Annotated in this window: 18 protein-coding genes and 1 tRNA gene; 5 read left to right on the plus strand and 14 right to left on the minus strand. The window is 72.1% G+C overall.

Translation table 11 applies throughout. The features are described 5' to 3' along the window. Nucleotides 1–3: 3 nt before the first annotated feature. Nucleotides 4–1,194, minus strand: a complete 1,191-nt coding sequence (locus tag RM590_RS04270) for a TIGR02678 family protein (RefSeq protein WP_311703001.1) — start codon at nucleotides 1,192–1,194, stop codon at nucleotides 4–6. Further along, entirely contained in the window at nucleotides 1,194–2,798 is a 1,605-nt protein-coding gene (locus tag RM590_RS04275) for a TIGR02677 family protein (protein ID WP_311703002.1), read from the minus strand. The genes RM590_RS04270 and RM590_RS04275 overlap by 1 nt, the downstream gene beginning before the upstream one ends. A gap of 300 nt (nucleotides 2,799–3,098) precedes the next feature. On the opposite strand from RM590_RS04275, the gene RM590_RS04280 reads away from it, so the two are divergent. The 5 genes from RM590_RS04280 to RM590_RS04300 all read left to right on the plus strand — a co-directional run bounded on the left by RM590_RS04280 (nucleotide 3,099) and on the right by RM590_RS04300 (nucleotide 9,708). Beyond that, nucleotides 3,099–3,323: a hypothetical protein gene (locus tag RM590_RS04280; protein ID WP_311703003.1), complete on the plus strand. Its 225-nt coding sequence runs from the start codon at nucleotides 3,099–3,101 to the stop codon at nucleotides 3,321–3,323. Nucleotides 3,324–3,418: 95 nt separating this feature from the next. After that, entirely contained in the window at nucleotides 3,419–4,951 is a 1,533-nt protein-coding gene (locus tag RM590_RS04285) for an AAA family ATPase (RefSeq protein ID WP_311703004.1), read from the plus strand. A 735-nt stretch (nucleotides 4,952–5,686) separates the two neighbouring features. After that, a complete protein-coding gene (locus RM590_RS04290; RefSeq protein ID WP_311703005.1) occupies nucleotides 5,687–7,330 on the plus strand; it encodes a plasmid pRiA4b ORF-3 family protein in 1,644 nt (547 codons plus the stop codon). Nucleotides 7,331–7,909: 579 nt separating this feature from the next. Beyond that, a complete protein-coding gene (locus tag RM590_RS04295; protein ID WP_311703006.1) occupies nucleotides 7,910–9,145 on the plus strand; it encodes a helix-turn-helix domain-containing protein in 1,236 nt (411 codons plus the stop codon). Further along, the gene (locus RM590_RS04300) at nucleotides 9,142–9,708 is read left to right on the plus strand and encodes a flavoprotein (RefSeq protein ID WP_311703007.1); all 567 of its coding nucleotides are present in this window, start codon (nucleotides 9,142–9,144) and stop codon (nucleotides 9,706–9,708) included. The genes RM590_RS04295 and RM590_RS04300 overlap by 4 nt, the downstream gene beginning before the upstream one ends. A 194-nt stretch (nucleotides 9,709–9,902) precedes the next feature. Here RM590_RS04300 and RM590_RS04305 read toward each other — a convergent pair whose 3' ends face one another. The 12 genes from RM590_RS04305 to RM590_RS04360 all read right to left on the minus strand — a co-directional run bounded on the left by RM590_RS04305 (nucleotide 9,903) and on the right by RM590_RS04360 (nucleotide 26,637). Further along, nucleotides 9,903–10,091, minus strand: a complete 189-nt coding sequence (locus RM590_RS04305) for a hypothetical protein (protein ID WP_311703008.1) — start codon at nucleotides 10,089–10,091, stop codon at nucleotides 9,903–9,905. A gap of 219 nt (nucleotides 10,092–10,310) precedes the next feature. After that, nucleotides 10,311–10,384, minus strand: a tRNA-Thr gene (locus RM590_RS04310). A gap of 265 nt (nucleotides 10,385–10,649) precedes the next feature. After that, nucleotides 10,650–12,239: an alpha/beta hydrolase gene (locus tag RM590_RS04315; protein ID WP_311703009.1), complete on the minus strand. Its 1,590-nt coding sequence runs from the start codon at nucleotides 12,237–12,239 to the stop codon at nucleotides 10,650–10,652. A 48-nt stretch (nucleotides 12,240–12,287) separates the two neighbouring features. Then, entirely contained in the window at nucleotides 12,288–13,490 is a 1,203-nt protein-coding gene (locus tag RM590_RS04320) for a DNA polymerase III subunit delta' (RefSeq protein WP_311703010.1), read from the minus strand. Nucleotides 13,491–13,680: 190 nt separating this feature from the next. After that, the gene (gene tmk / locus RM590_RS04325; RefSeq protein ID WP_311703011.1) at nucleotides 13,681–16,590 is read right to left on the minus strand and encodes a dTMP kinase; all 2,910 of its coding nucleotides are present in this window, start codon (nucleotides 16,588–16,590) and stop codon (nucleotides 13,681–13,683) included. Between the two features lie 84 nt (nucleotides 16,591–16,674). Next, nucleotides 16,675–19,602: a type I DNA topoisomerase gene (topA, locus tag RM590_RS04330; RefSeq protein WP_311703012.1), complete on the minus strand. Its 2,928-nt coding sequence runs from the start codon at nucleotides 19,600–19,602 to the stop codon at nucleotides 16,675–16,677. Nucleotides 19,603–19,811: 209 nt separating this feature from the next. Further along, on the minus strand, nucleotides 19,812–21,356 hold the full coding sequence (locus tag RM590_RS04335; protein ID WP_311703013.1) for a DUF7059 domain-containing protein: 1,545 nt from the start codon (nucleotides 21,354–21,356) through the stop codon (nucleotides 19,812–19,814). Between the two features lie 13 nt (nucleotides 21,357–21,369). Then, nucleotides 21,370–21,948, minus strand: coding sequence for a small secreted protein (locus RM590_RS04340; protein WP_311703014.1), 579 nt, complete (start codon nucleotides 21,946–21,948; stop codon nucleotides 21,370–21,372). Nucleotides 21,949–21,994: 46 nt separating this feature from the next. Beyond that, nucleotides 21,995–22,681 carry an HAD family hydrolase gene (locus RM590_RS04345; RefSeq protein ID WP_311703015.1) on the minus strand — a complete coding sequence of 229 codons (687 nt, stop codon included), beginning with the start codon at nucleotides 22,679–22,681 and terminating at the stop codon, nucleotides 21,995–21,997. Nucleotides 22,682–22,700: 19 nt separating this feature from the next. Next, a complete protein-coding gene (locus tag RM590_RS04350) occupies nucleotides 22,701–23,630 on the minus strand; it encodes a phosphorothioated DNA-binding restriction endonuclease (RefSeq protein ID WP_394813798.1) in 930 nt (309 codons plus the stop codon). 71 nt (nucleotides 23,631–23,701) lie between these two features. After that, entirely contained in the window at nucleotides 23,702–26,050 is a 2,349-nt protein-coding gene (locus RM590_RS04355; RefSeq protein ID WP_311703017.1) for a sodium-translocating pyrophosphatase, read from the minus strand. A 167-nt stretch (nucleotides 26,051–26,217) separates the two neighbouring features. Beyond that, on the minus strand, nucleotides 26,218–26,637 hold the full coding sequence (locus tag RM590_RS04360; protein WP_311703404.1) for an ATP-binding protein: 420 nt from the start codon (nucleotides 26,635–26,637) through the stop codon (nucleotides 26,218–26,220). Between the last annotated feature and the right edge of the window lie 29 nt (nucleotides 26,638–26,666).

Raw genomic sequence — 26,666 nt, forward strand, 5'->3', positions numbered from 1 at the left:
AGGTCATGCTCGGGAGCGGGCCTTTCGGATGGTCGGGGCGGCCAGGGCGTAGCGGACCAGGGCCGGTTTGGCGGTGACGGTCTCCCCGTCCCGGGTGACGAGATCGAGGGCGGCCAGCCGGTCGAGGGCCTGGGCCAGCAGCTCGGCGGCGGCGGCCGGTTCGGCGGCGGCCTTGCGCCAGTACGAGCGGTACTTCTCGGCCAACTGCCGTATCAGTACGAGGAGCTGGCCCTCTGTCCGGGGTCCGCCGACGGTCGCCAGATGGGCGGCGATCAGCAAGGTGGCATGGCCGTCGGTGCCTTGTTCGGGCATTCGGAGATCGGTCAGCTCGTCGTCCGGGTCGACCATGGCGATCCCTTCGGCGCGCGCTTCCGCCACCAGGCCCGTCAGTTCGGTGATGCGGCGCGTGATCGCATGCCGTTGGGAGATGAGGTAAACGCGTTCGTCCTCGGGCAGCTCGGCGTAGTACACCACCGGGTCGTCCAGCAGCCTGCGGGTGAGCCGGTGACGCAGTGCGCGGAGCCTGGACTCCTCGGTGTCCGGGGTGACGTCGGCGGTGAGGGCGGCGAGCAGCCGGTCCGGGGCGGCGGCCGCCACGGTGGACGGACCGCGGGTGGCCGCCAGCAGTGCGGCCAGGACGCGCCGGCGCACGTCGTAGAGCACGTCGTTGGACACCTCCGACAGGTACGCCTCCTCATCACCCGCCACCCGGTGCAGTACGCCCCACTCCAGCAGCAGGCGGACGGCGGCCACCAGGTCGGAACGTTCGTCCCGGCGGTCCATCCGGAACTCGATCCCGGCCTCGGCCAGCACCGGGTCGCCCGCCCCGGTCAGCACGCCCTCGGCGAGCCGGCCGAGGGTGATCTGCGCGTCGGCCCGCTCCAGTGTCGCCAGTGCCAGGCAGAGCAGCACATAGCGGCGGCGGGTGAACGGCACACGGGTGCGCGGGGCCCGGGCCGGCCGGGTGGCGTCGTCCAGCCGGGCGGGCGTCTTGTACAGCCGGGCCGTCTCGGCGTCGACCACCAGTCGCCAGCCGGTCTCCTGGGTGAACCAGGCGGCGAGCTCGCCCACGTGTCTGCGGACCAGCCGGAAGTCCTCGCTGCGGCTGGTCAGCAGGGGCGCGGCCAGCAGCGCGCGAGCCGCTCGGCGGCGCTCGGCCAGGATGTCCGCGGTGGCGGCGGCACCGGAGCTCATCACGCCCCCCGCGCCGCGGTCCCGGCCCTGTCTGGCGTCGACGTTTCCGCCGCCGCGACGAGGTCGATGATCTCAAGGAGGTGCTCGGGGCCGGAGAGCACACCGTCCGCGGTGGGGATCCGGATCACCGTGTCCGGGGCCACCAGCTTCAACCGGACCTCCATGGTGCCGTCTCCGGTGGTCGCCGAGGACTCGCTCTCGCCGGGCCCCCGGGCCGACAGCGCATCGCCGAGCACCGTGAGAAACAACCGGAAGGCCTGAGGGTCGAGCCCGTCGGGGCCGGCCAGTCGGGAGAGCGGAACCGGGCCGTCGGTGGCGAGGCGAGACCGGGCGGCGGCGGTCTGAACGGCCTCCAGTTCGGCCTGCTCGGCCAGCACCCGCCGCGCCGCCGAACGGTCCGCGACCCGGTTGGGCTGCCCGCGGCGCTCGTAAGAGCCTGTCTCCCGCAGCCGGGGACTGATCTCAACCGGCGGGGCCTGCGTCCAGGGCGTCGTGACCGTCAGATCCGCGTCCTGCCAGGCCGCCTCGGTGGCGGCGTCGACCGTGAGATGCCGGGCCGGGGTGAGGGCGAAGGCGGCCCGCCAAAGCCGGTGGGCGGCATCGTCGTCGGGAGCCTGCGCGAAGAACCGGGCCAGCGCCCGGAAGTCGGCCGAGCGGTCCGACCGGCCACCGCGCCGTTCGTTGAGAGCGGCAACCGTGTTGACCAGGCTGGTGATGGCGCTGACGGCCGCGCCACGCAGCAGCTTCGCCTGGGAGGGCTGTCGGCTGGACCGGCTGAGGAACCAGTCGCACAGGCCCCGCCAACGGTTCTCCCACGCTGCCCGCGCCGCGGCCGTTGCCTCCCGTTGGGCCCGCGCCGCGTCCTGCGCGTCCTGACCATCCCCGGGCACCGCGTCCCCGGCCTCGCGCTGCGCCGCGGCGGTCAGCAGCCGCTCCACACCGGCTTCGCCCACGCGGACGAGCAGGTCCGCGATCTGGGCACCACGGCTGGCCAGATCGGCGATGAAGCGCTCGATGTACTCCACCAGCCGGTCCTTGTACGCGATGAACGCCTCTTCGTCGCCGTCCTCGAAGTCGATCGTGCGCCGCAACGAGGCCATGAACGCCTGGGCGTTGTCCGCCAGGCTGCCGAACCGGTCCGCGAGGGTCAGCAGCACCAGGTGGGCCTTGGCCGGATCGGGACGGTCCTGCTGGGCGAGTACCAGCATGGAGGCCAACTGCTCGGCGATGTCCGCCAAGGCGACCGACTGCAGTTGACCGCGTTGCCCCAGGGCCTGGTCATACAGCGCGACTGCCCGCAGCGCGGCCTGGCCGTGGCGGGTGAGCTGGTACAGGTAGCGTGCCCGGTGGAAGTCCTCCACCGACGTCACCCGGCCGGTGTCGGCGTCCGCGCGGAGATTGCCCCAGTCGACGAGCTGCTCCAGCGCACTGCTGACCGCATCCGCGCCGGGGCCGGTCCGAAGGTCGGCAACGACGTCCTCGGGGCGCAGATGGACGATGAAACGCTCCCGGGCCTGCGCGAAGACGCCCAGGACCTGGGCGTAGAGCGCCGCATTCGGCGCCTGCAAGTAAGCAAACGGCTGAGGCTCGACGTTCTGGGACATGAGCCTCAGTCTCTCAGAAGACACGGCGGTCGGGTTCCGATGCGAAGAACGTTGGGGTATTCGCCAAAACCTCATGTCTCCGGCGGCCTGCTCCCCTCCCCCCGGTGTTCCCTGGCGCTGGTGAGCGGCAGGCTGACGGATCGCTCAGCGAACGCCAACCTCCCCGTCCGGATGTTCGACATCGACATGGCCGTCACCCTGACCGCCCGCGGTCGGCGCCTGCCCCCGATCCCGTAGAAGTCGGCCTCGGCCAGTGCCTCGGCCCGTCCAGAGGAGTCCGCTCACGCCACGCTCACGCCATTGGGCCGCTGCTCGGCTCCTCGCCCCGTTCACGCGGACCGGCTGATCAGCGACGCGCTGGAACTCACGGCCCGGGCAGGCAGCGGCCGCTCCGCCGTGGTGCTCCGCGTCCCGCAGTTGTCCCCGTACGTCGGCAGCCTGGCCGCGCACCTGGAGAACGAGCAGGTGATTCTCGCCGAGTGCCGGCGCCTCGCGGGCCCGTGGCCACTGGTCAGCGCGACGTAACACACCAGACCTTTTACGATGTGCAATCATGCCTAATTAGGTATGTTGGCTCGATACCTAATTAGGTTGTCAAGTGGTAATGAATACGGAGCCCCATGCAGATCCCCCCCAAACCCGAACGCCTGCTCCACCGAGACCGCGAGTGGGCCACGCTGGCCGAGTTCGCCGCCCGCACCGGCGACGCGCTCCGGATCGCCGTCGTGTCGGGGCGGCGCCGACACGGCAAGTCGTTCCTGCTGCAGGCCCTCACCGAAGCCGTGGGCGGCATGTACATCACAGCCGTCCAGGAGGACGGCACCCATGCGGCAAAGGCCCGCTTCGCCCGGGCCATCGCCGAGTACAGCCGCCTGCCCGCCGACGCATTCCGTCTCGACGACTGGGACGAGTTGCTGCGCACAGCCTTGCGCGCCGCCGACCGGCCGGGCCACACCCCCCTGGTCGTCCTCGACGAGTTCCCCTACCTGCTGCAGCACTCCCCGGAGATCCCCGGACTGCTCCAGCGCATCTACGACGGGGGGCAGTTCGGCACGGCCGACGCCCCGCGCGGCGCACTCGTCCTGTGCGGCTCCGCCCTCTCCGTCATGCACGAGTTGCTCTCCGGTCAGAAACCCCTGCGCGGCCGAGCTCTGATCGACATGCGGTTGCCGGCGTTCGACTACCGCGAGGCCCGCGCCTTCTGGGGCATCGGCGACGCCCATGCCTCCTTCCTCGTCCACGCCGTCCTCGGCGGCGCCCCCGGCTACGCCCGCCTCACCGACACCGACCCGCCCCAGAGCCCCGACGACTTCCCCGCCTGGGTCACCCGCGTCCTGCTCTCCCCCGACCGCGCCACCTACTCCCGCGTCGAAACCGAATACCTCCTGCGTGAGGACCCGCGCATCAGGCAACGCACGACCTACTACGAACTGCTCACCGCGATCGCCGACGGAGCCACCACCCCCACCGTCATCGGCGCCGCACTTGGCCGCGACCGCGCCGCCACCACCCACCCTTTGGAAGTCCTGGAATCGGCCGGCTACGTCCGCCGTGCCCAGGACCTGCTCAAGCAGCGCAACCCGATCATCACCCTGCCCGACCCGGTGATCCGCTTCAACCAGATCGTCACCCTTCCCCAGGCCCCGCTCATCGACCTCGGCCACCCCGTCCGGGCCTGGCAGGCCGCCGCACACGCCTTTCACTCGAAGGTCATCGGCCCGCACTTCGAGGACCTCGCCCGCGCCTACACAGCCTCCCACCTCCCCCTCGACCTGCCGCACCTGCCCATCGGACACACCGGCTCCACCGAGGTCCCCGACCCCGGCACTCGCACCCAGCACGAGGTCGACGTCCTCGCCCTCGCACCCGGCGAGATCCCCCGCAAACCCCGCCGCGCCATCACCCTGATCGGGGAAGCAAAGGCCACCGCCACCCCTCGCTCCCTCACCGACCTGCAACGCCTCGAACGCATCCGCCAACTGCTCACCGCCCAGGGCCACAAGGCCGACGACGCCGTCCTCGCCCTGTACTCCCTCAACGGCTTCTGGCCGGACCTCGAAGCCCAAGCCGAAGAGCGCCCCGACGTCCTCCTCGTCGACCTCGCCGCCCTGTACGGCGACGGCCCGCCTCGCGGCGGCGCCGCCCGTCCCTGAACGGCGCCGCCCTCTTCGGCAGCCGAAGCCCCAGCGAGGGTGGCCGGCACAGACCGGTCCGGCAAGGTCCCGTCACGGCACACGTCGTGGACATTCCGGCCAATGACTGTCGACTGTTTTCAGCAGGTCGTTTCGGAGCCACTCCGGCAACGGGAACGGGAGCCAGTGGCTCGGGCCAAAAGCGGCAGCTACAGGGGCGAGTGGGCAGGTCAGGCCGCACGTAGTCCTCGGGAGTACGCCAACCGGGGTGGCTCCCAAACTCGTTGCCCGAGTGGATCTCGTTGACCCTGTCGGAAACACCGCTCGCAAAGGGCGGACGCCGGAATGTGCACTCCCGCATCGACACGGCCGAGCTGCCGGTGCGTCACGTCACGCGGCGGCGGGGCCGCCCGTACACCCTGGTGCCGACCAAGACCGCCGAGTAGTTCACGCGCGCCGCGAACGCGCGGGACAAGGCCGCGGCAGACCTGGCGTGGCTGACGGCGACTCATGGCTCGGCCTGATCAGGCGGGAGCCACCCGACGCCCGCTGGGCCCGCACTTTGCGGGCCACCCGATCATGAAGATCAGACGGTCGTAGTCGATCACTTCCCGATCGGATCCGGAGCCCGGCGGCAGCTGCCCCGGTCCGGCGTTGCCGAGACCGAACACGGAGGGCTGCCGCAGCCAACATCTCAGGCGACCTGCGAAATCCCGCGAAGACGTGCGAGCTGTAGGGGGCCAGTAGCATGCCACGGTGAACGCACCGGCCCCCACATTCCCGAGACTCGCCGAAGCCGCCCGCTCCTGCCGACTGGCCACGAGCGCGCGGACACTCGCCACCTGGCTCGGCCCGGGACGGGCCGTGACCCCGGCCGGTATGCCAAAACCCTCCGACGCTCCCGCTGCCGCCGCCGCACTGGGCATACCCGCCCCACGCCGTGTGCGCCGCGTCGCCGACATTCCCGAACTCGGCGTGGCATGGCGCTTCGCCCGCGCGGCCGGGTTCGTGAGCTGCGCCGGCGGCCGCGGCAGCGGCGCGGCAGCGGAGGCGGACTGGGCGCACCTGTCGCCGGAGACCGTCCTGCGACGCTGGCTCGACGCCCTGTCGGCAGCCATCCCCTTCGGCGGGGGCACGGAACGACCGCGTGATGACGACGAGCACGCCACCTGCGTCGCCCTTCTGCTGTCCGCCCTGTCCACCGCCGACGATCCGGGGGACGCGGGCCGCGTCACCGCCCGCATCTACGAGATGGTGCGCGGCGACGAGTGGCCGTTGTCCTACCGCGGCTCCTTTCTCCGGAACCAGGGCGAACACGAGGTCGACCGGCTCCACATCTTCCTCCTCGACGCGGGAGCGGCCGATGACACCCGCGGCCTCACCCCGCTCGGCAGCTGGGCGTTGGAGCAGCTGCGCCCAGCGCGAATCTCACCGCGGATGAGCACCGCCGACCTGCTGGGAGAACTGGAGCGCCGCCCGCCCCGCGACCCCTACCTGAGAATCTGGCCATGGGTGGAGGCCCAGGGCCCCGATGCCGCACTGCGCGGGCTGCTCGCCGAAGCCGAGCGGGCGGGCACTCCGCGGCGCAGGCTCGCCCTCGAACTCGCCGCCCCACTCCCCGTCGATTCCGACGAACCCTGGCACCGGGCCGCCGCCCACCCGGTCCTCGGCCCGCCAGCCCGCCTGGTGTTGCTACAGAACGACCCCACACCAGGGGCGGCCAGCCCGCGGGACCTGCTCTGGCTGGCGGTCGACGAGTGCGCCGAGGCCTGGCTCCACGGCGACACGAGACGCCTGCTCGAACGATTCCACGACCTGCCCGGCGCCACCGGGCCCGAGCGCCTGAACGCCCTGCGCGGCAGCTCTCACCCCGACGCCGCAGCCCTCGCCGATCATCTGAAGCGCAGCGGTGCCGAACAGTCACAGCCCAGCGTGTACCAGCTCAAGATCTCCCTCACCGGCTGGGGCACGTGGCGCCGGGTCCTGGTGCGTCCCACCCTCACCCTCGGCGATCTCCACGAGGTCATCAGGACCGTCCTGGATTGGAACGACGACCACCTACATCTCTTCCGGGCGCCCGACCGTCGCACCTACGCCCCCGCCTGGTGCGACCTGGACGCCGACGACGAGGAGACCGTGCTCGTCGCCGACGCGTTCCCTCACCAGGGCAGCACCATGGACTACACCTACGACCTCGGCGACTGCTGGCGCCACGAGATCACCTTCCAGAAGATCCTTGCCGGCGGCCCCGGCACCGACTATCCGGTGTGCACGGCGGGGCAGGGCGACAGCCCGATCGAGGACTCCACACCCGAGGACGAAGGCGCGGCCTACCCCGCCACTCCGTTCCTGATCGACGACATCAACGAGCGTCTGATCCGTCACTTCTTCCCCACCTGACGTGACACCTCCGATGCTCTTCGGAACTCACCGAATCCCAGAACTGTTTCAAGGTGTGGTTCAGACTGGTTACTGAGGTTCAACTCGTGATGTCGTGGATGGTGACGTCTGTTGGTCGCCGCGGCATGCCGGTCTCATACGGTATCCCCAAGGGAGCGGCCCGACGCCACAAAGCCCCAGGTCAGATGCTATCTTCCTGGGGCTCCGCAGAGCCGCCTAAGGGAATCGAGCCCTTGACCTGCGCATTGCGAGTGCGAGGATATTCGTCCAGAAGAATCAGTCCGATCCAGCTTGCCCGCTTTTCGTCCAACTCCAGGTGCCATCACGTCCAGCAGGCGCAGCTTGAGACAGTCCTGTCCAGGGGCGTCCGCTCACGCCACGCTCACACCACTCGGCCGCTGCTCGGCTCCTCTCCCAGTTCACGCGGACCAGCTGATCAGCGACGCGCTGGAACTCACCGCCCTGGCAGGCAGCGGCCTGGCGAAGCGGCCTTCAGCAACGAGTGGTCGGCTGAGGGCAACCTCTTGACGTGCTGCGTCACTATCGTGGGTAGGCGCTTCACTGAGGGAGGCGGCACGGATGCGTGGTCTCGGAGATCATCTGACCATCGGCGAGCGGATCGCCTTCCATCGGAGGCGTCGGGGCTACACCCAGCAGGTACTCGCCGGGCTCGTTGGTCGCAGTACCGACTGGCTGGCCAAGGTGGAGACCGGTCGGCGCAAGCCGCCGCGCATCGACATGCTGACCGAGCTGGCTCGCGTGCTCCGTGTACCGCTGGGGGAGCTGATCGGGCTACCCATCCTGATGGAGAACGACCGAGAGCAGGACGATGTGCCGGCTGTGCGTGACGCGCTGATGAGTCCGCGGCGTCTCTCCCGGCTGCTGTTCGGGCCGGAGCCCGAAGCTCAGCTCCCGAGTCCCGGTCCAACAGCTCAGCTCACGGAGCAGGCGTGGAGCGACTACCAGGGCGGGCGACTCGGCAAGGTCATTGCGATGCTCCCCGCCCTGCTTCAGACCGCGATGGAGCTTGAGGACCGCGCCGCCCGGTCTGATGGCGAACGTCGTGACTGCTGGGCTGTGTCGGCCCGAGTGCACCACCTCGCCGCCACGACCCTGGCCAAGATCGGTGAGTCCGACATCTCGTGGCTTGCCGCCGAACGCGCCATGCGGGCCGCTGACGAATCCGGTGACCCGCTGGTCTTGGCGTCCGCCGCTCGCTCCGGAACACATGCCCTACTGGCGAACGGCCGATACGACGACGCGATGGAGCTGGGCGAGACGACGGCGAAGTGGATGTCGGCCCGGGTGGACGACAGCGACCCGGCTGCCCTGAGCCTGCTGGGCATGACCCACCTGCGTGCGGCTATCGCCGCGGCGCGGCACCAGGACCGGCCCACGGCAACGAGCCTGCTGAACCGAGCCGAGGCGCTCGCTGACCAGCTCGGATCCGACGAGAACTACTGGCAGACCAGCTTCGGGCCGACGAACGTCGTGTTACACCGGCTGTCCGCGGAGTTGGACCTCGACAACATCTCGTACGTCGTGGCCCGTGGACAGATCGACGTGGACCACATGCCTCCGGAGCGCGGTGTGTCCTATCGCATCGACTACGCTCGCGCTCTCTCGCTCGCCGGCCGGGGAGATGATGCCTTCGTGGAGTTGCGAGCAGCCGAGCGCACGTCGCCGCAGCTCGCGCGGAACAATCCAAGGGTGCGAGACACGCTCCGCGACGTGATCAAGCAGTCCCCGGTCACCAGCGGTGCGCGCTCATCGGAGGTGTTCATCATGGCTCAACGGTGCAGGGCGGTTCAGTGACCGGAGAGAAGCGGCGGGGAGTCCTCGGGGTCGTAGGTACGGGCGCTGGCGGGGTGGAAGCCTTGCGCACCGGACTCGTGGAACCGGCACTGGGGCGCGGATGGCAGGTTGCCGTGACCCTCACGCCGACGGCGGGGCGCTGGTTGCGAGCGATCGGCGAGGTTGACCGCCTGAAGAAGGCGACGGGCTTGCCGGTACGAGATGAGCCGCGGCTGCCGGGCGAGGCGAGACCGCATCCGCCGGTGGATTGCTATGTCGTCGCTCCCGCCAGTGCGAACACGGTGGCCAAGCTCGCCGTCGGCGTCGCGGATAACCAGGTGCTCACCCAGGTGGGAGAGGCCATCGGCACCCTCGGACTGCCCGTCGTCGTCTTTCCCCGCGTCAACGCCGCCCACGCCCGTCATCCGGCCTGGAAGCGGCACATCGCCGCTCTGCGAGAGGCCAATGTCCGGCTCGTCTACGGTCCCGGCGTCTGGCCGCTGTACGAGCCGCGCGAAGCACCCTCCGGGCGGGAGCTGCCGTGGCAGGCCGTGCTTGACGCGATCGACGACGCCGTGAAGTGACATGCGACGTCAACTCGGCTGAGGCATAAGGCCGAGACGACCCGGACAGACTGTCAGGGCTCTCGCCCTCTGACGCTCCGAAGCTGTGTCTCATGGTGGAGAACACGGCCGGGCAGCACGCCGCAGCAGCCGACGACTTCCTCTACCTCGCTGGGACCAGCACCACCGGCCCACTGCTGAGGGACAAGCCGAGCTCACCCGCCGATGTCGCCGTCGAGGTCGGAGCTCATCCAGCCGAGCAGGCAGCAGACTTCGGCGGCCAGGGTGTAGAGCCGCCGGGCAATGGCCTCGGTGTAACGGCCGTTCTCCAGCATGCCGGTGATGAGCCGGAGGTCGGTCCGGGCGGACTCCAGGAAGTCGCCCCCGCCGGCCTCCTCCTCCATGACGCGCAAGTTGGTTCCCCGCGCAGGTCGGAAGCGGGACGACAAGCCGAAGCGCCGATAGAAGAAAGGCTCGAAGGGAAGGGCAAGAAGCGGAACCGCCGAGGCTCCGCTCACGCATCGCTCACGCACGGGGACCGCACCCATCACCGCCCGAGCGGCAGAAGCTCGCGGACACAGCAAAGGTCCAGGTCATGGGCTAGATGACCTGGACCTTGTCCGAGCCGCCTAAGGGAATCGAACCCTTGACCTACGCATTACGAGTGCGTCGCTCTGGCCGACTGAGCTAAGGCGGCGAGGCGCTGGCGCCCTGTGGGGCGCAGCGCTCGTCAGTCTACACAGGTTTGGGGGGTGCCCCCGAACGCCTTATGCGGAGGAGGTCGTCCGTCGCCTGGCGCAGGGCGCGGAGGCGTTTGGACCAGCGGCGGCAGTCCGGGCAGGCGGTCAGGTGGGTGGTGAGCTCCTGCTCGGTGACCCCCGGGGGGAGGGGGTCACCTTCAGCATGCGCCGATATGGCGGTTCGGTAGCGGATGCATGGCATGCGGTCATCATCGCAGGCCACTAGCAGGTGGTGCCCGCCTCCGGGGTGATGTTTTCCAGGAGGTAGGTGTTCACCGCGGAGTCGATGCACTCGCTGTAGCCGCCATAAGCACCGTGGCCGTCGCCGTCGTAGGTGAGCAGGACGCCCGTCTCCAGTTGGTCGGCCAGGCCCTCGGCCCAGGCGTAGGGGGTGGCCGGGTCGCGGAGGGTGCCGATGACCACGATGTCCGTGGCGCCGGGGGCCGCGATGTCGATCGGGGTGCCGGTCGGCTCCACGGGCCAGGCGGCGCACAGGAGAGTGGCCCAGGCGAAGTCGCGGCCGAAGGTGGGGGACGCCTCCTCGTAGGAGGCGAGGTTCGAACGGACCGCGTCGGCGTCCTCGTTGCCCGCGGGGCTGTCCAGGCAACTGATCGCCGGGAAGGCGAACATGGAGGTGCCGTAGGCCCCGTTGGGCTCGCGCTCGTTGTACTCGTCGGCGAGGTCGAGCAGCGCCGAGCCGTCGCCGCCCCGCATCGCCACCCCGAGGGCGTTTGTGAGCCTGGGCCACAGGTCTTCGCTGTAGAGAGCGTAGGCGACGCCCGTGCTCGCGAGGGACTCCGTCAGCGGGCGGTCGGGGTCGCCGGAGGGCAGGGGCTCGGCGTCGACCTCGGCGAAGAAGTCGAGCAGGGTCTGGGAGGCGGCGTCGGGGCCGTCGGTGCCCAGGGGGCAGTTGGCGCGAGAGGTGCCGCAGTCCTCGGCGTAGGAGCGGAAAGCCGTCTCGAAGCCGCCGGCCTGCTCGCGGTCGGTCTCCAGCGTGGACAGCCGCGGGTCCACCGCGGCGTCGAGGACGAGCCGACCGGTGCGCTGCGGGAAGAGGCCCGCGTAGACGGCGCCGAGCTTGGTGCCGTAGGAGAAGCCGACGTAGTACAGCTTCTCGTCGCCGAGGGCCGCGCGCAGCACGTCCATGTCGCGGGCCGACTCAATGGTGGAGATGTGCTCCAGGAGGGTGCCGGAACGCTCCTGGCAGCCCTGGGCGAACTCGTCGAAGGCGGCGCGCAGTTCGTCCACCTCGGCGTCCGAGTCGGGGGTGCGGTCGGTGAGCGTGTAGTCGTCCATCTCGTCGCCGCTCAGGCACTCCACCGGCTCGCTCTGGCCGGTGCCGCGCGCGTCGAGCCCGACCATGTCGTACCGGGCGCGGACCTCGGGCGGGAAGATGTACTCGGCCGCGCCCTGGGCGAAGTCGACGGCGGAGGCGCCGGGGCCCCCCGGGTTCATCAGGAGGCCGCCGATGCGCTGGTCGGGGCTGGTGGCGCTGGCCCGGGTGACGGTGAGCTGGATGTCCTGAGCCGGGTCGACGTTCTCGTAGTCGAGCGGAACGGTGAGCGTCGCGCACTGGAAGCCCGACGCCTCGCAGGGCCCCCAGGTCAGCTCCTGGTCGTAGTACGGCTGGAGCTCGGCCGGGATCTCCTCGGGCAGCGGCTCCAGGGGCGGGGCGCTCGGGGCCGCCGACGGGGAGTCGCTCTCGGAATCGCCGGGCGATCGCTCGTCGGGGCGGTCGTTGGACGAACAGGCGGTCAGAAGCAGGGCCGTCGCCGTGAACGCGGCGACGGTGAGGCGACCTGTGGTGCGCATGAATCCCCCGTGCTGAGCGGTGCGTGTGGTCCTCTGGAGCGTAACCGCTCAGCGCAGCGCCATGGTCATCGCCTCCACGGCCAGCAGCGGTGCGACGTTCCGGTCGAGGGCGCGCCGGCAGTCCAGCACCGCCTCCATCCTGCGGAGCGTCTGCTCCGGTCGGGAGGCGGCGGCGACGCGCTCGACCGCCGACGCGCTCTCGCCGCCGGCGAGGGCCACGGCGGAGCCGAACTGGCGGGCCAGCACGTCCCGGTAGAAGCCGGTGAGGTCGATGAGGGCCAGGTCCAGCGCGTCGCGCTGGGTGCGGGTGGCCCGCCGCTTCTGCCGGTCCTCCAGCTCCTTCATCGCGCCCGCGGTGCCGCGCGGCAGGCGCTTGCCCTCGGCGGCGCCGAGCGCGGCGCGCAGCTCCTCGGTCTCCTTCTCGTCCCGCTCCTCGGCGAGCTGCTTGGCGTCCGCGGCGGCGGCGTCGACCAGCTCCTGGGCGGCGCGCAGGCAGCCGCCGATGTCGGTCAGCCGCTCGGGCAGCTTCAGCACGGCGGCCCGCCGCGCGCGGGCGGCCTCGTCGGTGGCCAGGCGCCGGGCGCGCCCTATGTGACCCTGGGTGGCGCGGGCGGCGGTCAGGGCGACGTCCGGCTCGATGCCGTCCCGGCGCACCAGGACGTCGGCGACGTCCGCGACGGGGGGTGTGCGCAGCGCCAGGTGGCGGCAGCGGGAGCGGATGGTCGGCAGCGCGTCCTCCGTGGACGGCGCGCACAGCAGCCAGACCGTGCGGGGGGCTGGCTCCTCGACGGCCTTCAGCAGAACGTTCCCCGCGCCCTCGGTGAGGCGGTCGGCGTCCTCCAGCACGATCACCTGCCAGCGCCCGCCGGCCGGCGAGAGCTGCGCCCTGCGCACCAGCTCGCGAGTCTCCTTGACGCCGATGGTGAGCAGGTCGGTGCGGATCACGTCGACATCGGCGTGGGTGCCGACGAACGTGGTGTGGCAGCCGTCGCAGAAGCCGCAGCCGGGCGGGCCGCCCAGGGCGAGGTCCGGGCTGACGCACTGGAGAGCGGCGGCGAACGCGCGGGCCGCGGTGGATCTGCCGGAGCCGGGCGGGCCGGTGAACAGCCAGGCGTGGGTCATCGCCGAGCCCGCCAGCTCGGGCTCGGCGCCGCTGTCCACGGCCGCGACGTAGGCGTGGGCGTCGCGCGCCGCAGCGGTGAGCTGATTGGTCACCCGGTCCTGGCCGACCAGGTCGTCCCAGACGGTCATCGCCGCTCCCTTCTCGCCCCTGACTGCGCCGTCCTGAGTGCGCTGTCTCATTCTGCGGCACGCCGCTGACAGCGAAGACGAGACAGCGCGCGGACCCGGCGGGCACGAAGGCCCACGCGCCGGGTCCGCGCGCCGAGGCGCCCGCGGCAACGCACGCGGAAAAGCCGGGGAAGCGAGGGAAACCAGGGCGTCAGCGCCGCCGGCCCCGGCCGCCGCGCCGCCCCCCGTCGTCCTCGTCGTCATCCGCCCGCGGGCCGAGCAACTCGTCGGCCAGCGTGGGGACATCGTCCAGCGGGGTCTCCTCCGCCCACTCCGGCCGGCCCCGCGAGCCGCCCGCGACGGTGCCGTCCGGGTTGAGCTGCGGGAGCTGGCGGGTGTCGTCGGTCGTCTCCGGCCCCTCGCCGCGCGGGATGATCGCGGTCTGCTCGTTGTCGGGGTTGGGCGGCAGCGGGACCTGGACCGTGTCGGTGTTGTCCTCCGCCGCCAGCCGCGCCTGCTCCGCGCGCAGCAGTGCCTCCTCGGCCTTGCGCTGCTTCTCGCGGCGCCGCTCCTCGGCCTGGGCGCGCAGCCGCGCCTCCTCCTCGGCCTCGCGCCGACGGCGTTCCTCCTCCTCGCGGCGCAGCCGCTCCTCGGCCTCGCGGCGGCGGCGCTCCTCCTCCGCGATCCGGCGGGCCTCCTCGGCGCGGCGGCGGGCCTCCTCCGCGATCCGCGCCTCCTCGGCCCGGAGGCGTTCCTCCTCCTCGCGGCGCTTGCGCTCCTCCTCCTCGGCGCGCAGCCGGGCCAGCTCCGCCTGGCGCTCGCGCTCCAGGCGCTCGGCCTCGGCCTTGCGCTCCCGCTCCAAGCGCTCTTCCTCTTCCCGGCGCTTGCGCTCCTCCTCCGCGCGTCGGCGCGCCTCCTCCTCGGCACGCCGCCGCGCCTCCTCCTGGGCGCGGATCTCGGCCTCGGACAACGGCAGCATCTGGTCGAGCCGGTGCCGGGCCGCGGTGGTGACCGACTCCGGGTCCTGGCCGGCGTCGATGACGAGGTAACGCGCCGGGTCGGCGGCGGCCAGCGCCAGAAAACCGGCGCGCACCCGCTGGTGGAACTCGCTCGGCTCGGACTCCAGCCGGTCCGGCGCCTCGGTGAAGCGCTCGCGCGCGGTCTCCGGGGAGACGTCGAGCAGCACGGTCAGATGCGGCACCAGCCCATCCGTGGCCCAGCGGGAGATGCGGGCGACCTCGGCCGGCGACAGATCGCGGCCCGCGCCCTGGTAGGCGACGGACGAGTCCGTGTAACGGTCGGAGATCACGATCGCGCCGCGCTCCAGCGCGGGCCGGATGACGGTGGCGACGTGCTCGGCGCGGTCGGCCGCGTACAGCAGCGCCTCGGCCTGGTGCGACAGGCCGTCGGAGGCGACGTCGAGCAGGATCGTCCGCAGCCGCTGGCCGACCGGCGTGGCGCCCGGCTCGTGGGTGACGACGACCTCGTGGCCCTTGCCGCGGATCCACTCCGCCAGCGCCTCGACCTGCGTGGACTTGCCCGCGCCGTCGCCGCCCTCGACGGCGATGAAGAAGCCGGTGCCGGTGGTGGCCGGGGTGGGCTCGGCGCCGCGCACCGCGTCGGCCAGGTCCCGGCGCAGCGGAACGCCGCGCCGGTCGTCGGTGCGGCCGAGCACGACGGCGGCGACCGGCAGCAGCAGCGCGCCCGCGATCATCAGGGTGAACGCGGCACCGCCGTGGTGGATGACGAAGTCGCCGCGCTCCACCCGGTGCGGGCCGATCAGCGCGGCGGCGAGCGGGGCGATGACGGCGGTGAGGGCGACGGCGACCCGGGTCACCGCGTGCAGGTGCTGGGTCAGCCGGGGCCGGCGGAACTCCTCGGTCTCCTGGTCCAGCAGCGCGTGTCCGGTGTGCGCGGCCACGCCGGCCGCGGCGCCGGTGGCCGCCGCGGTGAACAGCACGGTGGCCGGGTCGGAGATCAGGCCGGTGCCGAAGAGCCCGAGCCCGGTGAGCGCGAGGGTCAGCGCGAACAGCCGCCGCCGGGAGAACGCCGGCAGCACCGCGGGCGCCAGCCGGACGCCGGCCGCCACGCCGCCGGTCAGCGCCAGCGCCAGCAGCCCGAACGCGACCGGGCCGCCGCCGAGGTCGGCGACGTGCAGCACGCCGAGGGCCACGCCCGCGGCGATGGCCGCCGCGGCGGCGGCGCAGCCGAGGACCAGCACCGGGATGGCGCCGGTGCGCCCCTTGTCCGGGGTGGTGCCCGCGGCCGGGCGGCGCAGGCCCTCCAGCGGGGAGACGGGCCGCCGGGGCTCGCCGCCGGGCAGCCGCAGGAAGTACAGAACGGAGATGGCGGCGGCGAAGAAGCCGGCCGCCACGTAGGAGGCCATCGCCGCCTGGTGCTCGGCGAACCAGTCGAGCCGGGTCGCCAGCACGTTGCTCACGAGCGAGGCGGCGACGAGCGCGGCGGCGGCCGCCGGGATGGCGAGGTAGCCGCTGCGCAGCCAGAGCCGGCGCAGCGCGTCGCGGTGGTCGGGCAGCGGGCGCACCGCGGCGCCCTCGGGCGGCGGGGCGGGCAGCAGGGCGGGGGCGACGCCGTCGCGGGCGACGGTCCAGACGCGTTCGGCCAGGCCGGTGACGACGATGGTGAGCAGGATGTAGACGAAGGCGCTGTCGGGCACCCAGTCGATCCACAGCGGCGCGACGATGAGCAGCGCGGCGCGCAGCCCGTCGGCGCCGATCATGGTCCAGCGGCGGTCCAGCGGCCCGGACGGGCCGAGCAGGCCGGCCACGGGGCCGAGCAGCAGCACGCCGGCCAGCAGCGTGGACAGCAGCCGCGCGGTGAGCGCGACCGTGACGGCCAGGGCGACGCCGCGGTACTCGCCGCCGAAGATCGCCTCACCGCCCTCGGGCGCGTACAGCGCCGCCTGCACGGAGAGCAGGACCAGCACCAGCAGCGCGAGGGCGTCGCCGATGCCGCCCGTGAACTGCGCCTCCCACAGTCGTCGCAGCTCGGGTACCTGCAACAGTGCCCGCCTGGCACGCTCGCGGGAATCCGCGGCGAGCGCCTCGTCGGTGGCGCCGCGGGCGGGGTCGACAACCTGTGGTTGCTCTGCTCGCGTCATTCGGCCAGCGTAACCGTCGCGGGGAGGGGCGGCGCCACCCGCCCGAACATTTGCCCGGGTAACGAAGGGCGTTGCGGGACGGCGCTAGTCCCGTTCTCCCGACGGCGGCTCGCTGGCCGGTGACTTCTTCGCACTGGCCTTCGGAGGGGCAGTCTGCCCCGCCGCCGTCTTCTTTGCACCCGCCGTCTTCTTCGCGGGCGTTGCCTTCGTGGCCGACGCCGTGCCGGACGCGGTCTTCTTGGCCGCCGCCTTCTTCGCGGGGGCCTTCTTCGCCGCCGCCTTCTTGGCCGGAGCCTTCTTCGCGGCGGCCTTCTTCGCGGGTGCCTTCTTGGCCGTCTTCTTCGCCGGCCCCTTCGCCCGCTTCTCCGCGAGGAGTTCGTACCCGCGCTCGGCCGTGATGGTCTCCGGGTCGTCGTCGCGGCGCAGCGTCGCGTTCGTCTCCCCGTCCGTGACGTACGGGCCGAACCGCCCGTCCTTGACCACCACCGGACGCCCCGTCACCGGGTCCTCGCCCAGCTCCTTCAGCGGCGGCTTGGCCGCGGCCCGGCCGCGCTGCTTGGGCTGCGCGTAGATGGCCAGCGCCTGGTCCAGCGTGATCGTGAAGATCTGCTGCTCGTCGCTCAGCGAGCGGGAGTCGGTCCCCTTCTTCAGATACGGGCCGTACCGCCCGTTCTGCGCGGTGATCTCCTGCCCCGACTCCGGGTCCTCGCCGACCACGCGCGGCAGGGACAGCAGCCGCAGCGCGTCCTCCAGCCGAACGCTGTCCAGCGACATCGACTTGAACAGCGAGGCGGTGCGCGGCTTGACCGCGTTCTTCCCGGTGGTGGGCGTGCCCTCGGGCAGCACCTCGGTGACGTACGGCCCGTACCGCCCGTCGCGCGCCACGATCTGGTGCCCGGTCGCCGGGTCGGTGCCCAGCTCGAAGTCGCCGCTGGGCTTGGCCAGCAGCTCCTTCGCCAGCTCGACGGTCAGCTCGTCCGGCGGCAAGTCGTCGGGCACGTCGGCGCGCTTGGCCGGCGCGTCCGGCTCGGCGCCGGGCTCCGGTGGCGCCTCGACGTAGGGCCCGTAACGGCCGACCCGCAGCACGATGCCGTCGCCGACGGGGAACGAGGAGATCTCCCGCGCGTCGATCGCGCCCAGGTCGGTGACCAGTTCCTTCAGCCCGCCGAGGTGGTCGCCGTCGCCGTTCCCCGCCTCGGCGGCGGCGCCGACTCCGGCGCCGCCGTCCTCGCCGAAGTAGAACCGGCGCAGCCACGGCACGGCCTCGGCGTCGCCGGTGGCGATGCGGTCGAGGTCGTCCTCCATCTTCGCGGTGAAGTCATAGTCGACAAGTCGCCCGAAGTGCTGCTCCAGCAGGTTGACCACGGCGAAGGAGAGGAACGAGGGGACGAGCGCCGTCCCCTTCTTGAAGACGTAACGGCGGTCCAGGATCGTGCCGATGATCGTCGCGTAGGTCGAGGGCCGGCCGATCTCCCGTTCCTCCAGCTCCTTGACCAGCGTGGCCTCGGTGTAGCGGGCCGGCGGCTTGGTCGCGTGGCCGTCGGCGGTGATGTCGCGGGCGGCGAGCGGGTCACCCTCGGCGACCTGCGGCAGCCGCCGCTCGCGGTCGTCGAGGTCGGCGCCCGGGTCGTCCGCGCCCTCGACATACGCCTTGAGGAAGCCGTGGAACGTGATCACCTTGCCGGTCGCGCTGAACTCGCAGTCCCGGCCGTCCGAGCTGGTGCCGGCGACCCGGACGGCGACCGACTGGCCGACCGCGTCCTTCATCTGGGAGGCGACGGTCCGCTTCCAGATCAGCTCGTACAGACGGTACTGCTCGCCTGTGAGACCCGTTTCCGCCGGCGTGCGGAAGCGGTCGCCGGAGGGACGGATCGCCTCGTGCGCCTCCTGTGCGTTCTTCACCTTGCTCGCGTAGACGCGCGGCCGGTCCGGCAGGTAGTCGGCGCCGTAGAGCTGGGTGACCTGGGCGCGGGCGGCGGCCACGGCGGTCTCCGACAGAGTGGTGGAGTCGGTCCGCATATAGGTGATGAAGCCGTTCTCGTACAGGCGCTGGGCGACCTGCATGGTGGCCTTCGCACCCATCCCGAGCTTGCGGGACGCCTCCTGCTGGAGGGTGGTGGTGCGGAACGGCGCGTACGGCGAACGGCGGTAGGGCTTGGACTCGACGGAACGGACCGTGAACGCGGCGGCCGTCAGCGCGGCGGCCAGCGCGCGGGCGTTCTCCTCGCTGAGCTGCTGGACCTGCGCCGGGTTCTTCAACTGCCCGTCGGGGCCGAAGTCGCGGCCCAGGGCGACGCGGCGGCCGTCGACGGAGGTGAGCCGGGCGTCGAACGCGCCGTCGCCGGGCACGGTGGTGAACGTGCCCACCAGGTCCCAGTACTCGGCGGAACGGAACGCCATGCGCTCCCGTTCCCGCTCGACGACCAGCCGGGTGGCCACGGACTGCACTCGGCCCGCCGACAGGCGCGGCATGACCTTCTTCCACAGCACCGGGGAGACCTCGTAGCCGTAGAGCCGGTCGAGAATGCGGCGGGTCTCCTGGGCGTCGACGAGGAGCTGGTTGAGCTCGCGCGGGTTGTTGACCGCGGCCCGGATGGCGTCGCGCGTGATCTCGTGGAAGACCATGCGGCGCACGGGCACCTTGGGCTTGAGGACCTCCTTCAGGTGCCAGGCGATGGCCTCGCCCTCGCGGTCCTCATCGGTGGCGAGATAGAGCTCGTCGGAGTCGGCCAGCAGCTCCTTGAGCTTCTTGACCTGGTCCTTCTTGTCGCTGTTGACCACGTACAGCGGCTCGAAGTCCGCGTCGACGTTGACACCGAGCCGGGCCCAGGGCTGGCCCTTGTACTTCGCGGGCACCTCGGCGGCGCCGCTCGGCAGGTCGCGGATGTGCCCGACGCTGGCCTCGACCACATAACCGGGGCCGAGGTAGCCCTTGATCGTCTTCGCCTTGGCGGGCGACTCGACGATGACAAGTCGGCGTCCGCCGTTCGCGGTCTCGCTGGTCGGGGACAACTTCTGCTCTTCTCTCCAGCCCGGGGCCCAAAGTAGTGACGATGCGGAGTGTGACGGTACAGCCCTGCTGCGTGTCAAATGGGAAAACTCAGCAACGCATCTCGAACGGTAACCCGAGATCCGCCTTTCCCGCCGCCCGGCCGCGTCCGGCATGTTGTCCGTGAACAGTCACCGACCGTGTGGCCCGTACCGCGCCCGCGCCTTGCGCCTCACTCCTCCGGCAGCAGAAAGCCCTGCTCAACGAGCGGTCGCAGCCATTCGCCCGCCCGGTCACGCAGCGCGACCGCGTCCTCGTCCAGCAGGCTCGCGATCGCGTCCAGGATGGCGCCGGCGACGAGTGTTCCATCACAGCTTCCGGCGAATCCCGCGCTCACCGTGTCCATGGCCCGGGCGCGCAGCATCCCGTGCCGCTGCCGCAGCACGACGTGCTCGGGGTCCTCGGCGCCGGGGCTGCCGATCTGCTCCTGGACCACGTCCTCGGCCAGCACGTAACGGGCGCGCAGCAGGGCCCCGTCGTCGCGGCCGCGCAGGAAGTCGCGGCGGGCGAAGTGCGCCGCGACGGTGTCGCCGAGGGGCTGCTCGACGGCGTGCGGCCAGTCCTCGACGACGACGGAGGGATGGTCGGTGCGGCTCGCGCGCAGGGTGATCCAGCCGAGGCCGACCGCCTCGGTGCGGGCGGCGGCGAAGTCGGCGAGCCACGCCTCGTAGGCCGCGTCGTAGGCGGCCGGGTCGCCGCGGTGGAGGCCGGCGTCGCGCAGCCAGAGCTCGGCGTAGCGGGTGACGTCCTGGATCTCGCGCTGCACGATCCACGCGTCGCAGCCGGGCGGCACCCAGGCGGCCACCCGTTCGCGCCAGTCCTCGCCCTCGATGTGCTGCCAGTTCGCCAGGAGCTGGCAGTGGCCGCCGTCCGCGAGATGGGCGGCGGACTGCCGCACGAGTGTGCGGCACAGCTCGTCGCCGGCCAGGCCGCCGTCGCGGTAGGTGAGGCCCGCGCCGCGGTCGGAGGGCGAGATGACGAACGGGGGGTTGGAGACGATGAGGCCGAACCCCTCGTCCGCGCCCTCCCCTTCACCCTTGTCCGCCTTGTCCGCGACCGGTTCGAAGAGCGAGCCCTGGCGCAGGTCGGCGGCCGGGGCGCCGGAGAGGGCGAGGGTGAGCGCGGCCATGCGCAGCGCGCGGGCGTTGACGTCCGTCGCGGTCACCCGCGCGGCGTGGCGCGAGGCGTGCAGCGCCTGGACGCCGCAGCCGGTGCCGAGGTCCAGCGCCCGGGCCACCGGCCGGCGGACGGTCAACTGGGCGAGCGTCGTGGAGGCGCCGCCCGCGCCGAGGACGACATCCCGCGCGGGCTCGCCCGCACCGGGCAGGCCGCGGGCGTCGGAGACGATCCACCAGTCCTGGTCGGGGGCCTCTCCCGCGTAGGGGCGCACGTCAACGGTCGCGCGCACCTCGTCGCCGTCGCGCTCCAGCCAGCCCTCGCCCAGCGCCGCGTCGAGCGGCAACGCGCCCCGCGCCGCGCCGTACGCGACCGGCTGCCGGAGCAGGAACAGCCGCGCCAGCACGGCCAGCGGCCCGTCGTCCCCCCGGACGGCGCGCAGGGCGGGCACCGGCTCACCGCGCGTCAGCGCGTCGTGAGCGGGCTCGCCGAGGAGCGCGCGCAGGCCGTCGGGGGTGAACGAGGCGGCCCACAGCGCCTCGCGCAGCCGGGGGGTGCCGGGGCCGGTGACCGGGAGGGCGGGGAGGGGGGCGATGCTCACGCCCCCATTGTGGTCACTCGGTCTGTTCGTCCGTCGGCGGGGAGGGGGCCGGGCTCTGGCAGCCCTCCTGGCGGCTCAGCGCCTCGCCGAGTTCGCCGGACTCCAGCTCGTCGAGCGCCTCGTTCCCGCTCTGCCCGAGCTCCTCCAGCCGGGGCACGATCTCGCTCAGCCCCTCGGCGAACGCGGCCTGGTCGGAGGTGTCGAGGGCGTCCATGTCCTCTTTGAGGCCGGCGAACGATTCGGAGAGGCCGTGCAGCGCCGTCACCGCGTCCTCGCGCACCTGGGCGCCGTCGTCGACGGGCGGGTCACCGGCGTTGTCGACGACATCGGCCAGGGCCTCGTAGGCCTCGGAGATGTCCTGGTAGGCGGCGGAGTCGGCCTCCTGGACCTCCTCGGGAGACCTGTTCCCCTCGCTGACCTCGGCGATGGCGGCGTAGGCGGACTGGATCTTCTCGACCTGCGGCTGCAGGCCCTCGCAGACGTTGCGGGCCCACTCGTCGGCCTCTTCGTCGCCGTCACCGCCGCCGCACGCCGACAGCGTGAGGAGGAGCGCCGCGCAACCCGACAGTGCCACCGCGAGCTTCTTGTTCACCGTTCCTCGTCCCTTCGTACCGTCAGGGCGGGAACTTACACGCCGATCATCCCTCTTCCGAGTGAAGCTCAGGATCGTCGTGTCGTATTGCAGCCATTTGCACCAGCGGGGCGAGGACAGCCTCCAACTGGGCCCTGCTCCGGTAGTGATGGCCCGTCATGCCCAGGGCGCGGGCGGCGGCGACGTTTCCCTCGGTGTCGTCGACAAAGAGACATCGCGCCGGCTCGGCTCCGGCGCGTTCCGCCGCGATCCGGTAGACGCGCGGGTCCGGCTTGGCCCAGCCGACGCGCGCGGTGTTCACCACGGCGTCGAACGCGGCGGCGGGCCCGCCCGGTGACAGCCCGAGAGCGGCCAGATCGGCCTCCAGCCGGGTGGTCGCGTTGGAGACCAGGATCACCGGAACGCGCCGCCGGACCCGGGCCAGCAGCGCGGCCATCTCCCGGTCCACCCGCCCGGGCCGCGCCGTCCACGCGCCGACCAGCGCCCGGGCCTTGGCCGGCCCGCCGCAGACGGCGGCCAGGTCCCCGGCGACGGCCGCGCGCCACTCCTCGTCGGTGACCGTGCCGGTCACGGCCGCCGTCAGCCGCTCGGGGCGGAACGCCGCGCGCGCCAGCGTCCCGGCGGGCAGCCCGTGGGCGCGGTCCAGATCCGGCATCGCGGCCGGGTCCCAGATCCGCAGCACGCCGTCGAGGTCGCACAGCACGGCGTCGAAGGGCATGGCGTCGAGGGGCATGGCGGCGTTCTCCTCACGGTCACGCGGCGGACACGTCCGCCTTGAACACCTCGGCGTCGTGCCAGGCGATGAACTCCTCCGCCGGCCCCGGCCGGCCCGGCTGCGGCACCGCCAGCGGCCGGCCGGCCAGCTCACCGACCGCGCGCCCGGCCGGGCTGCCGGCGACGTAGAGCCCCGAGACGCGAACCGTGCGCGCCCCGGTCACGCCGAGCGCGCCGAGGTCGAACAGGGTGTGGTGCAGGGAGCACAGCGCCAGCGCGTTGCGCACCTCGTCCGGTCCGTCCTGGCTGTGCCACCGGATGTGCGCGGCCTCCAGGCCCACCGGGTTGCGGCCGAGCCGGCCGTCGAATCCGCACATGGCGCACGCGTAGGCGTAGGCCCGCAGCACGGTATCGGCGAAGCCGGACTGGCGCCGGCGGCGTTCGCGACGTTCCGTCAGCAGCTCATGGGTGGCTGCCTCCAGGTCCGTCAGGTCCAGGCCGGCGGCCTCGCAGACGGGGCCCTCAAGGGCGGGCGTGAAGTGCTGGTCGAGCAGCACGCGCGCGGCGGCGGCCAGGGTGCCGGTGTCTGCGAGCAGGCTCTCCACGGCGGGGCGGAGGCGGCCATGGGCGCCGAGGGCCCGCAGCCGGGGGCCGCTTTCGTCGGTCCCAGGCCCGAGGGGCTCGCCGACCGCGTCGCGCAGGTCCCACAGGGTGCGTTCGAGGTGCACGAACGGCATCGCGGCGCGCTGCCGGGCCGCTGCCCCCAAGGCGCGCACGGGCGGGCCGAAGTCGTTGATCAGCCGGCTCACCGGCTCCTCGGCCGCCGCGTAGGTCATCGCGGTGCTGCCCTGGCTGGCGAAACGTCCCAGCAGCCACAGCAGCAACAGTGGTTTGTGCGGGGCGCGCCGGCCGCGCACCCGGGCGCGGCGCAGGGTGGCCAGCGCCGTCAGCAACTCCTCCCGCGTCACGCCGTTCACCCTGCCACACCCGCGCCCATGCCCGGGCGCGGGTGCGGGAGTTGGGGTGGATGGAGACGGGGTCAGGCCGCGCCGGCCGGCGACTGCGCCGGCACCACCACCTCCTCCTCGGTGTCGTCCTCGACGGCGATGCCGCGCCGCTTGGAGGCGTAGACCGCGCCGACGATGACGACGAGGGCGACGATCGAGATCGCCGCCCGGGCCGGGGCGTTGGCGTCCTCGCCGTAGGTGAGGGTGATGACGGCGGGCGCGATGAGCAGGGCCACCAGGTTCATGACCTTCAGCAGCGGGTTGATGGCCGGGCCCGCGGTGTCCTTGAACGGGTCGCCCACCGTGTCGCCGATGACCGTCGCCGCGTGCGCCTCGCTGCCCTTGCCGCCGTGGTGCCCGTCCTCGACCAGCTTCTTGGCGTTGTCCCAGGCGCCGCCGGCGTTGGCCAGGAAGACCGCCATCAGGATGCCCGCGCCGATGGCGCCCGCCAGATACGAGCCGAGCGCGCCGATGCCCAGGCTGAAGCCGACCGCGATGGGGGCCATCACCGCCAGCAGCCCGGGCGTGGCGAGTTCGCGCAACGAGTCCTTGGTGCAGATGTCCACGACCTTGCCGTACTCCGGCTTCTCGCTGTAGTCCATGATCCCGGGGTGCTCGCGGAACTGCCGCCGCACCTCGTACACCACCGAACCGGCCGAACGCGACACCGCGTTGACCGCCAGGCCGGAGAAGAGGAACACCACGGCCGCGCCCATGATCAGGCCGACCAGGTTGTTGGGCTGCGAGATGTCCAGGCTGAGGCCCGTCTCGCCCAGCACCTCCGTGGCGCTCATCTCCACGTCGGCGAGGGAGTCGGCGATCGCGTCCCGGTAGGAGCCGAACAGCGCCGCCGCGGCGAGGACCGCGGTGGCGATGGCGATGCCCTTGGTGACGGCCTTGGTGGTGTTGCCGACGGCGTCGAGGTCGGTGAGCACCCGGGCGCCGTCGCCCTCGACGTCGCCGGACATCTCGGCGATGCCCTGCGCGTTGTCGGCGACCGGGCCGAAGGTGTCCATGGCGACGATCACGCCGACGGTGGTGAGCAGGCCGGTGCCGGCCAGGGCCACCGCGAACAGCGCCAGCATGATGGTGCCGCCGGCCAGCACGAACGCCGCGTAGACGCTGAGCGCGACCAGCAGCGCCGTGTAGACGGCCGACTCCAGGCCGAGGGAGAAGCCGGAGAGGACCACGGTGGCCGGGCCGGTCCGCGAGGTCTTGCCGATGTCCCGGACGGGCCGTCGGCTCGGCTCGGTGAAGTAGCCGGTGAGCTGCTGGATCACGGCCGCCAGCACGATGCCGATGGCGACGGCGGCGAGCGCGAACAGGCGCGGGTCGGCGTCGTGTTCGACAATCTCGGTGTCGGTGATGCCGTCGAGTTCGGCGAAGCTGCCCGGCAGGTACGCGTAGGCGGCGATGGCGACGAGCACCAGGGAGATGGCGGCCGAGATGAAGAAGCCGCGGTTGATGGCGGTCATGCTGCTGCGGTCGGTGCGCCGGGGGGCGACCAGGAAGATCCCGGCCATGGCGGTGAGCACGCCGATGGCGGGCACGAGCAGCGGGAAGGCCAGGCCGGAGTCGCCGAAGGCGACCGTGCCCAGGATGAGCGCGGCGACAAGGGTCACCGCGTAGGACTCGAACAGGTCGGCGGCCATGCCCGCGCAGTCGCCCACGTTGTCGCCGACGTTGTCCGCGATGGTGGCGGCGTTGCGCGGGTCGTCCTCGGGGATGCCCTGCTCGACCTTGCCGACGAGGTCGGCGCCGACGTCGGCGGCCTTGGTGAAGATGCCGCCGCCGACGCGCATGAACATGGCGATCAGCGCGGCGCCGAGGCCGAAGCCCTCCAGCACCTTCGGCGCGTCGGCCGCGTAGACGAGCACGACGCAGGAGGCGCCGAGCAGGCCCAGGCCAACGGTGCACATGCCGACGACACCGCCGGTACGGAAGGCGATGCGCATGGCGTGGTCGCGGCCCGCATCACGCGCCGCAGCCGCCACCCGGACATTACTGCGCACCGCCAGCCACATTCCGAGGTATCCGGTCGCGGCCGAAAAAGCGGCGCCAACCACGAAGAACAATGATCGTCCGATGCGCTGACCCCAGTCATCCGCGGGCAGCGGCAGCAGCAGAAAGACGACGAGGACCGCGAAGACGGCGACCGTCCGCAACTGGCGCGCGAGATACGCATTCGCGCCCTCCTGCACCGCGGCGGCGATCTTTTTCATGTTGTCGGTGCCCTCGCCGGCGGCGAGGACCTGTCGTACCAGCACGACGGCGAGCGCCAGGGCTGCTGCCGCCACCACGGCGATCACCAGGATGAGACCCCGGTTCCCGCCGGTGAGTTCGGCTGCCTCGGCTGCCTGTGTGACATATGGATGAGCCATTCGTCCTCCTTGACGCTCCGGCGCTGATCCGAATCAGACAGACGTGGCCGGAGTGTAGAGAGAGGCGCGGCATCAAAAAAGGGGCCGGGAATAATATTTAACCGGCGGAGGGTAATTCCCCGACAGGGGAATGATCATTGATTGAACGGGGAATCAGTCCGGAATGATCAGGACACCGCGGCAGTCGCCGTCGGCCAGCTCATCCGGATCTTTCCGCCGTGGGAATCGGAGATGACCTCCACGTCGTCGACGAGCCCGCTGATCACCGCGAGGCCGAGCTCATCGGTCTCCTCGGCCACCTCGGCGGCGGACTGGTCCCGGGGAGCGGGGATGGCGCTCGGCGCGTCGTCGCCCACCTCGATGGAGAACGACTTCTCCCCTTCGGTGAGCACGACGCTCACGGGGGAGGTCAGGCCATGGACGGCATGCAGCCCAACCGCGCGGCTGCATGCCTCGCCAACGGCGAGCCTCAGCTCGTCGAGCACCGACTCGTCCACCCCGGCGCGCCGGGCAACCGCGGCGGCGACGAGCCGGGCGGTGCGCACGTGCTCGGGCGACGCGCTGAAGCGAAGTTCGACGGTGGCCATTGCCATCCCCCTCGATCGTGCGGAATCAC

This window comes from Streptomyces litchfieldiae, assembly GCF_031845365.1.
GTDB lineage: Bacteria > Actinomycetota > Actinomycetes > Streptomycetales > Streptomycetaceae > Streptomyces > Streptomyces litchfieldiae.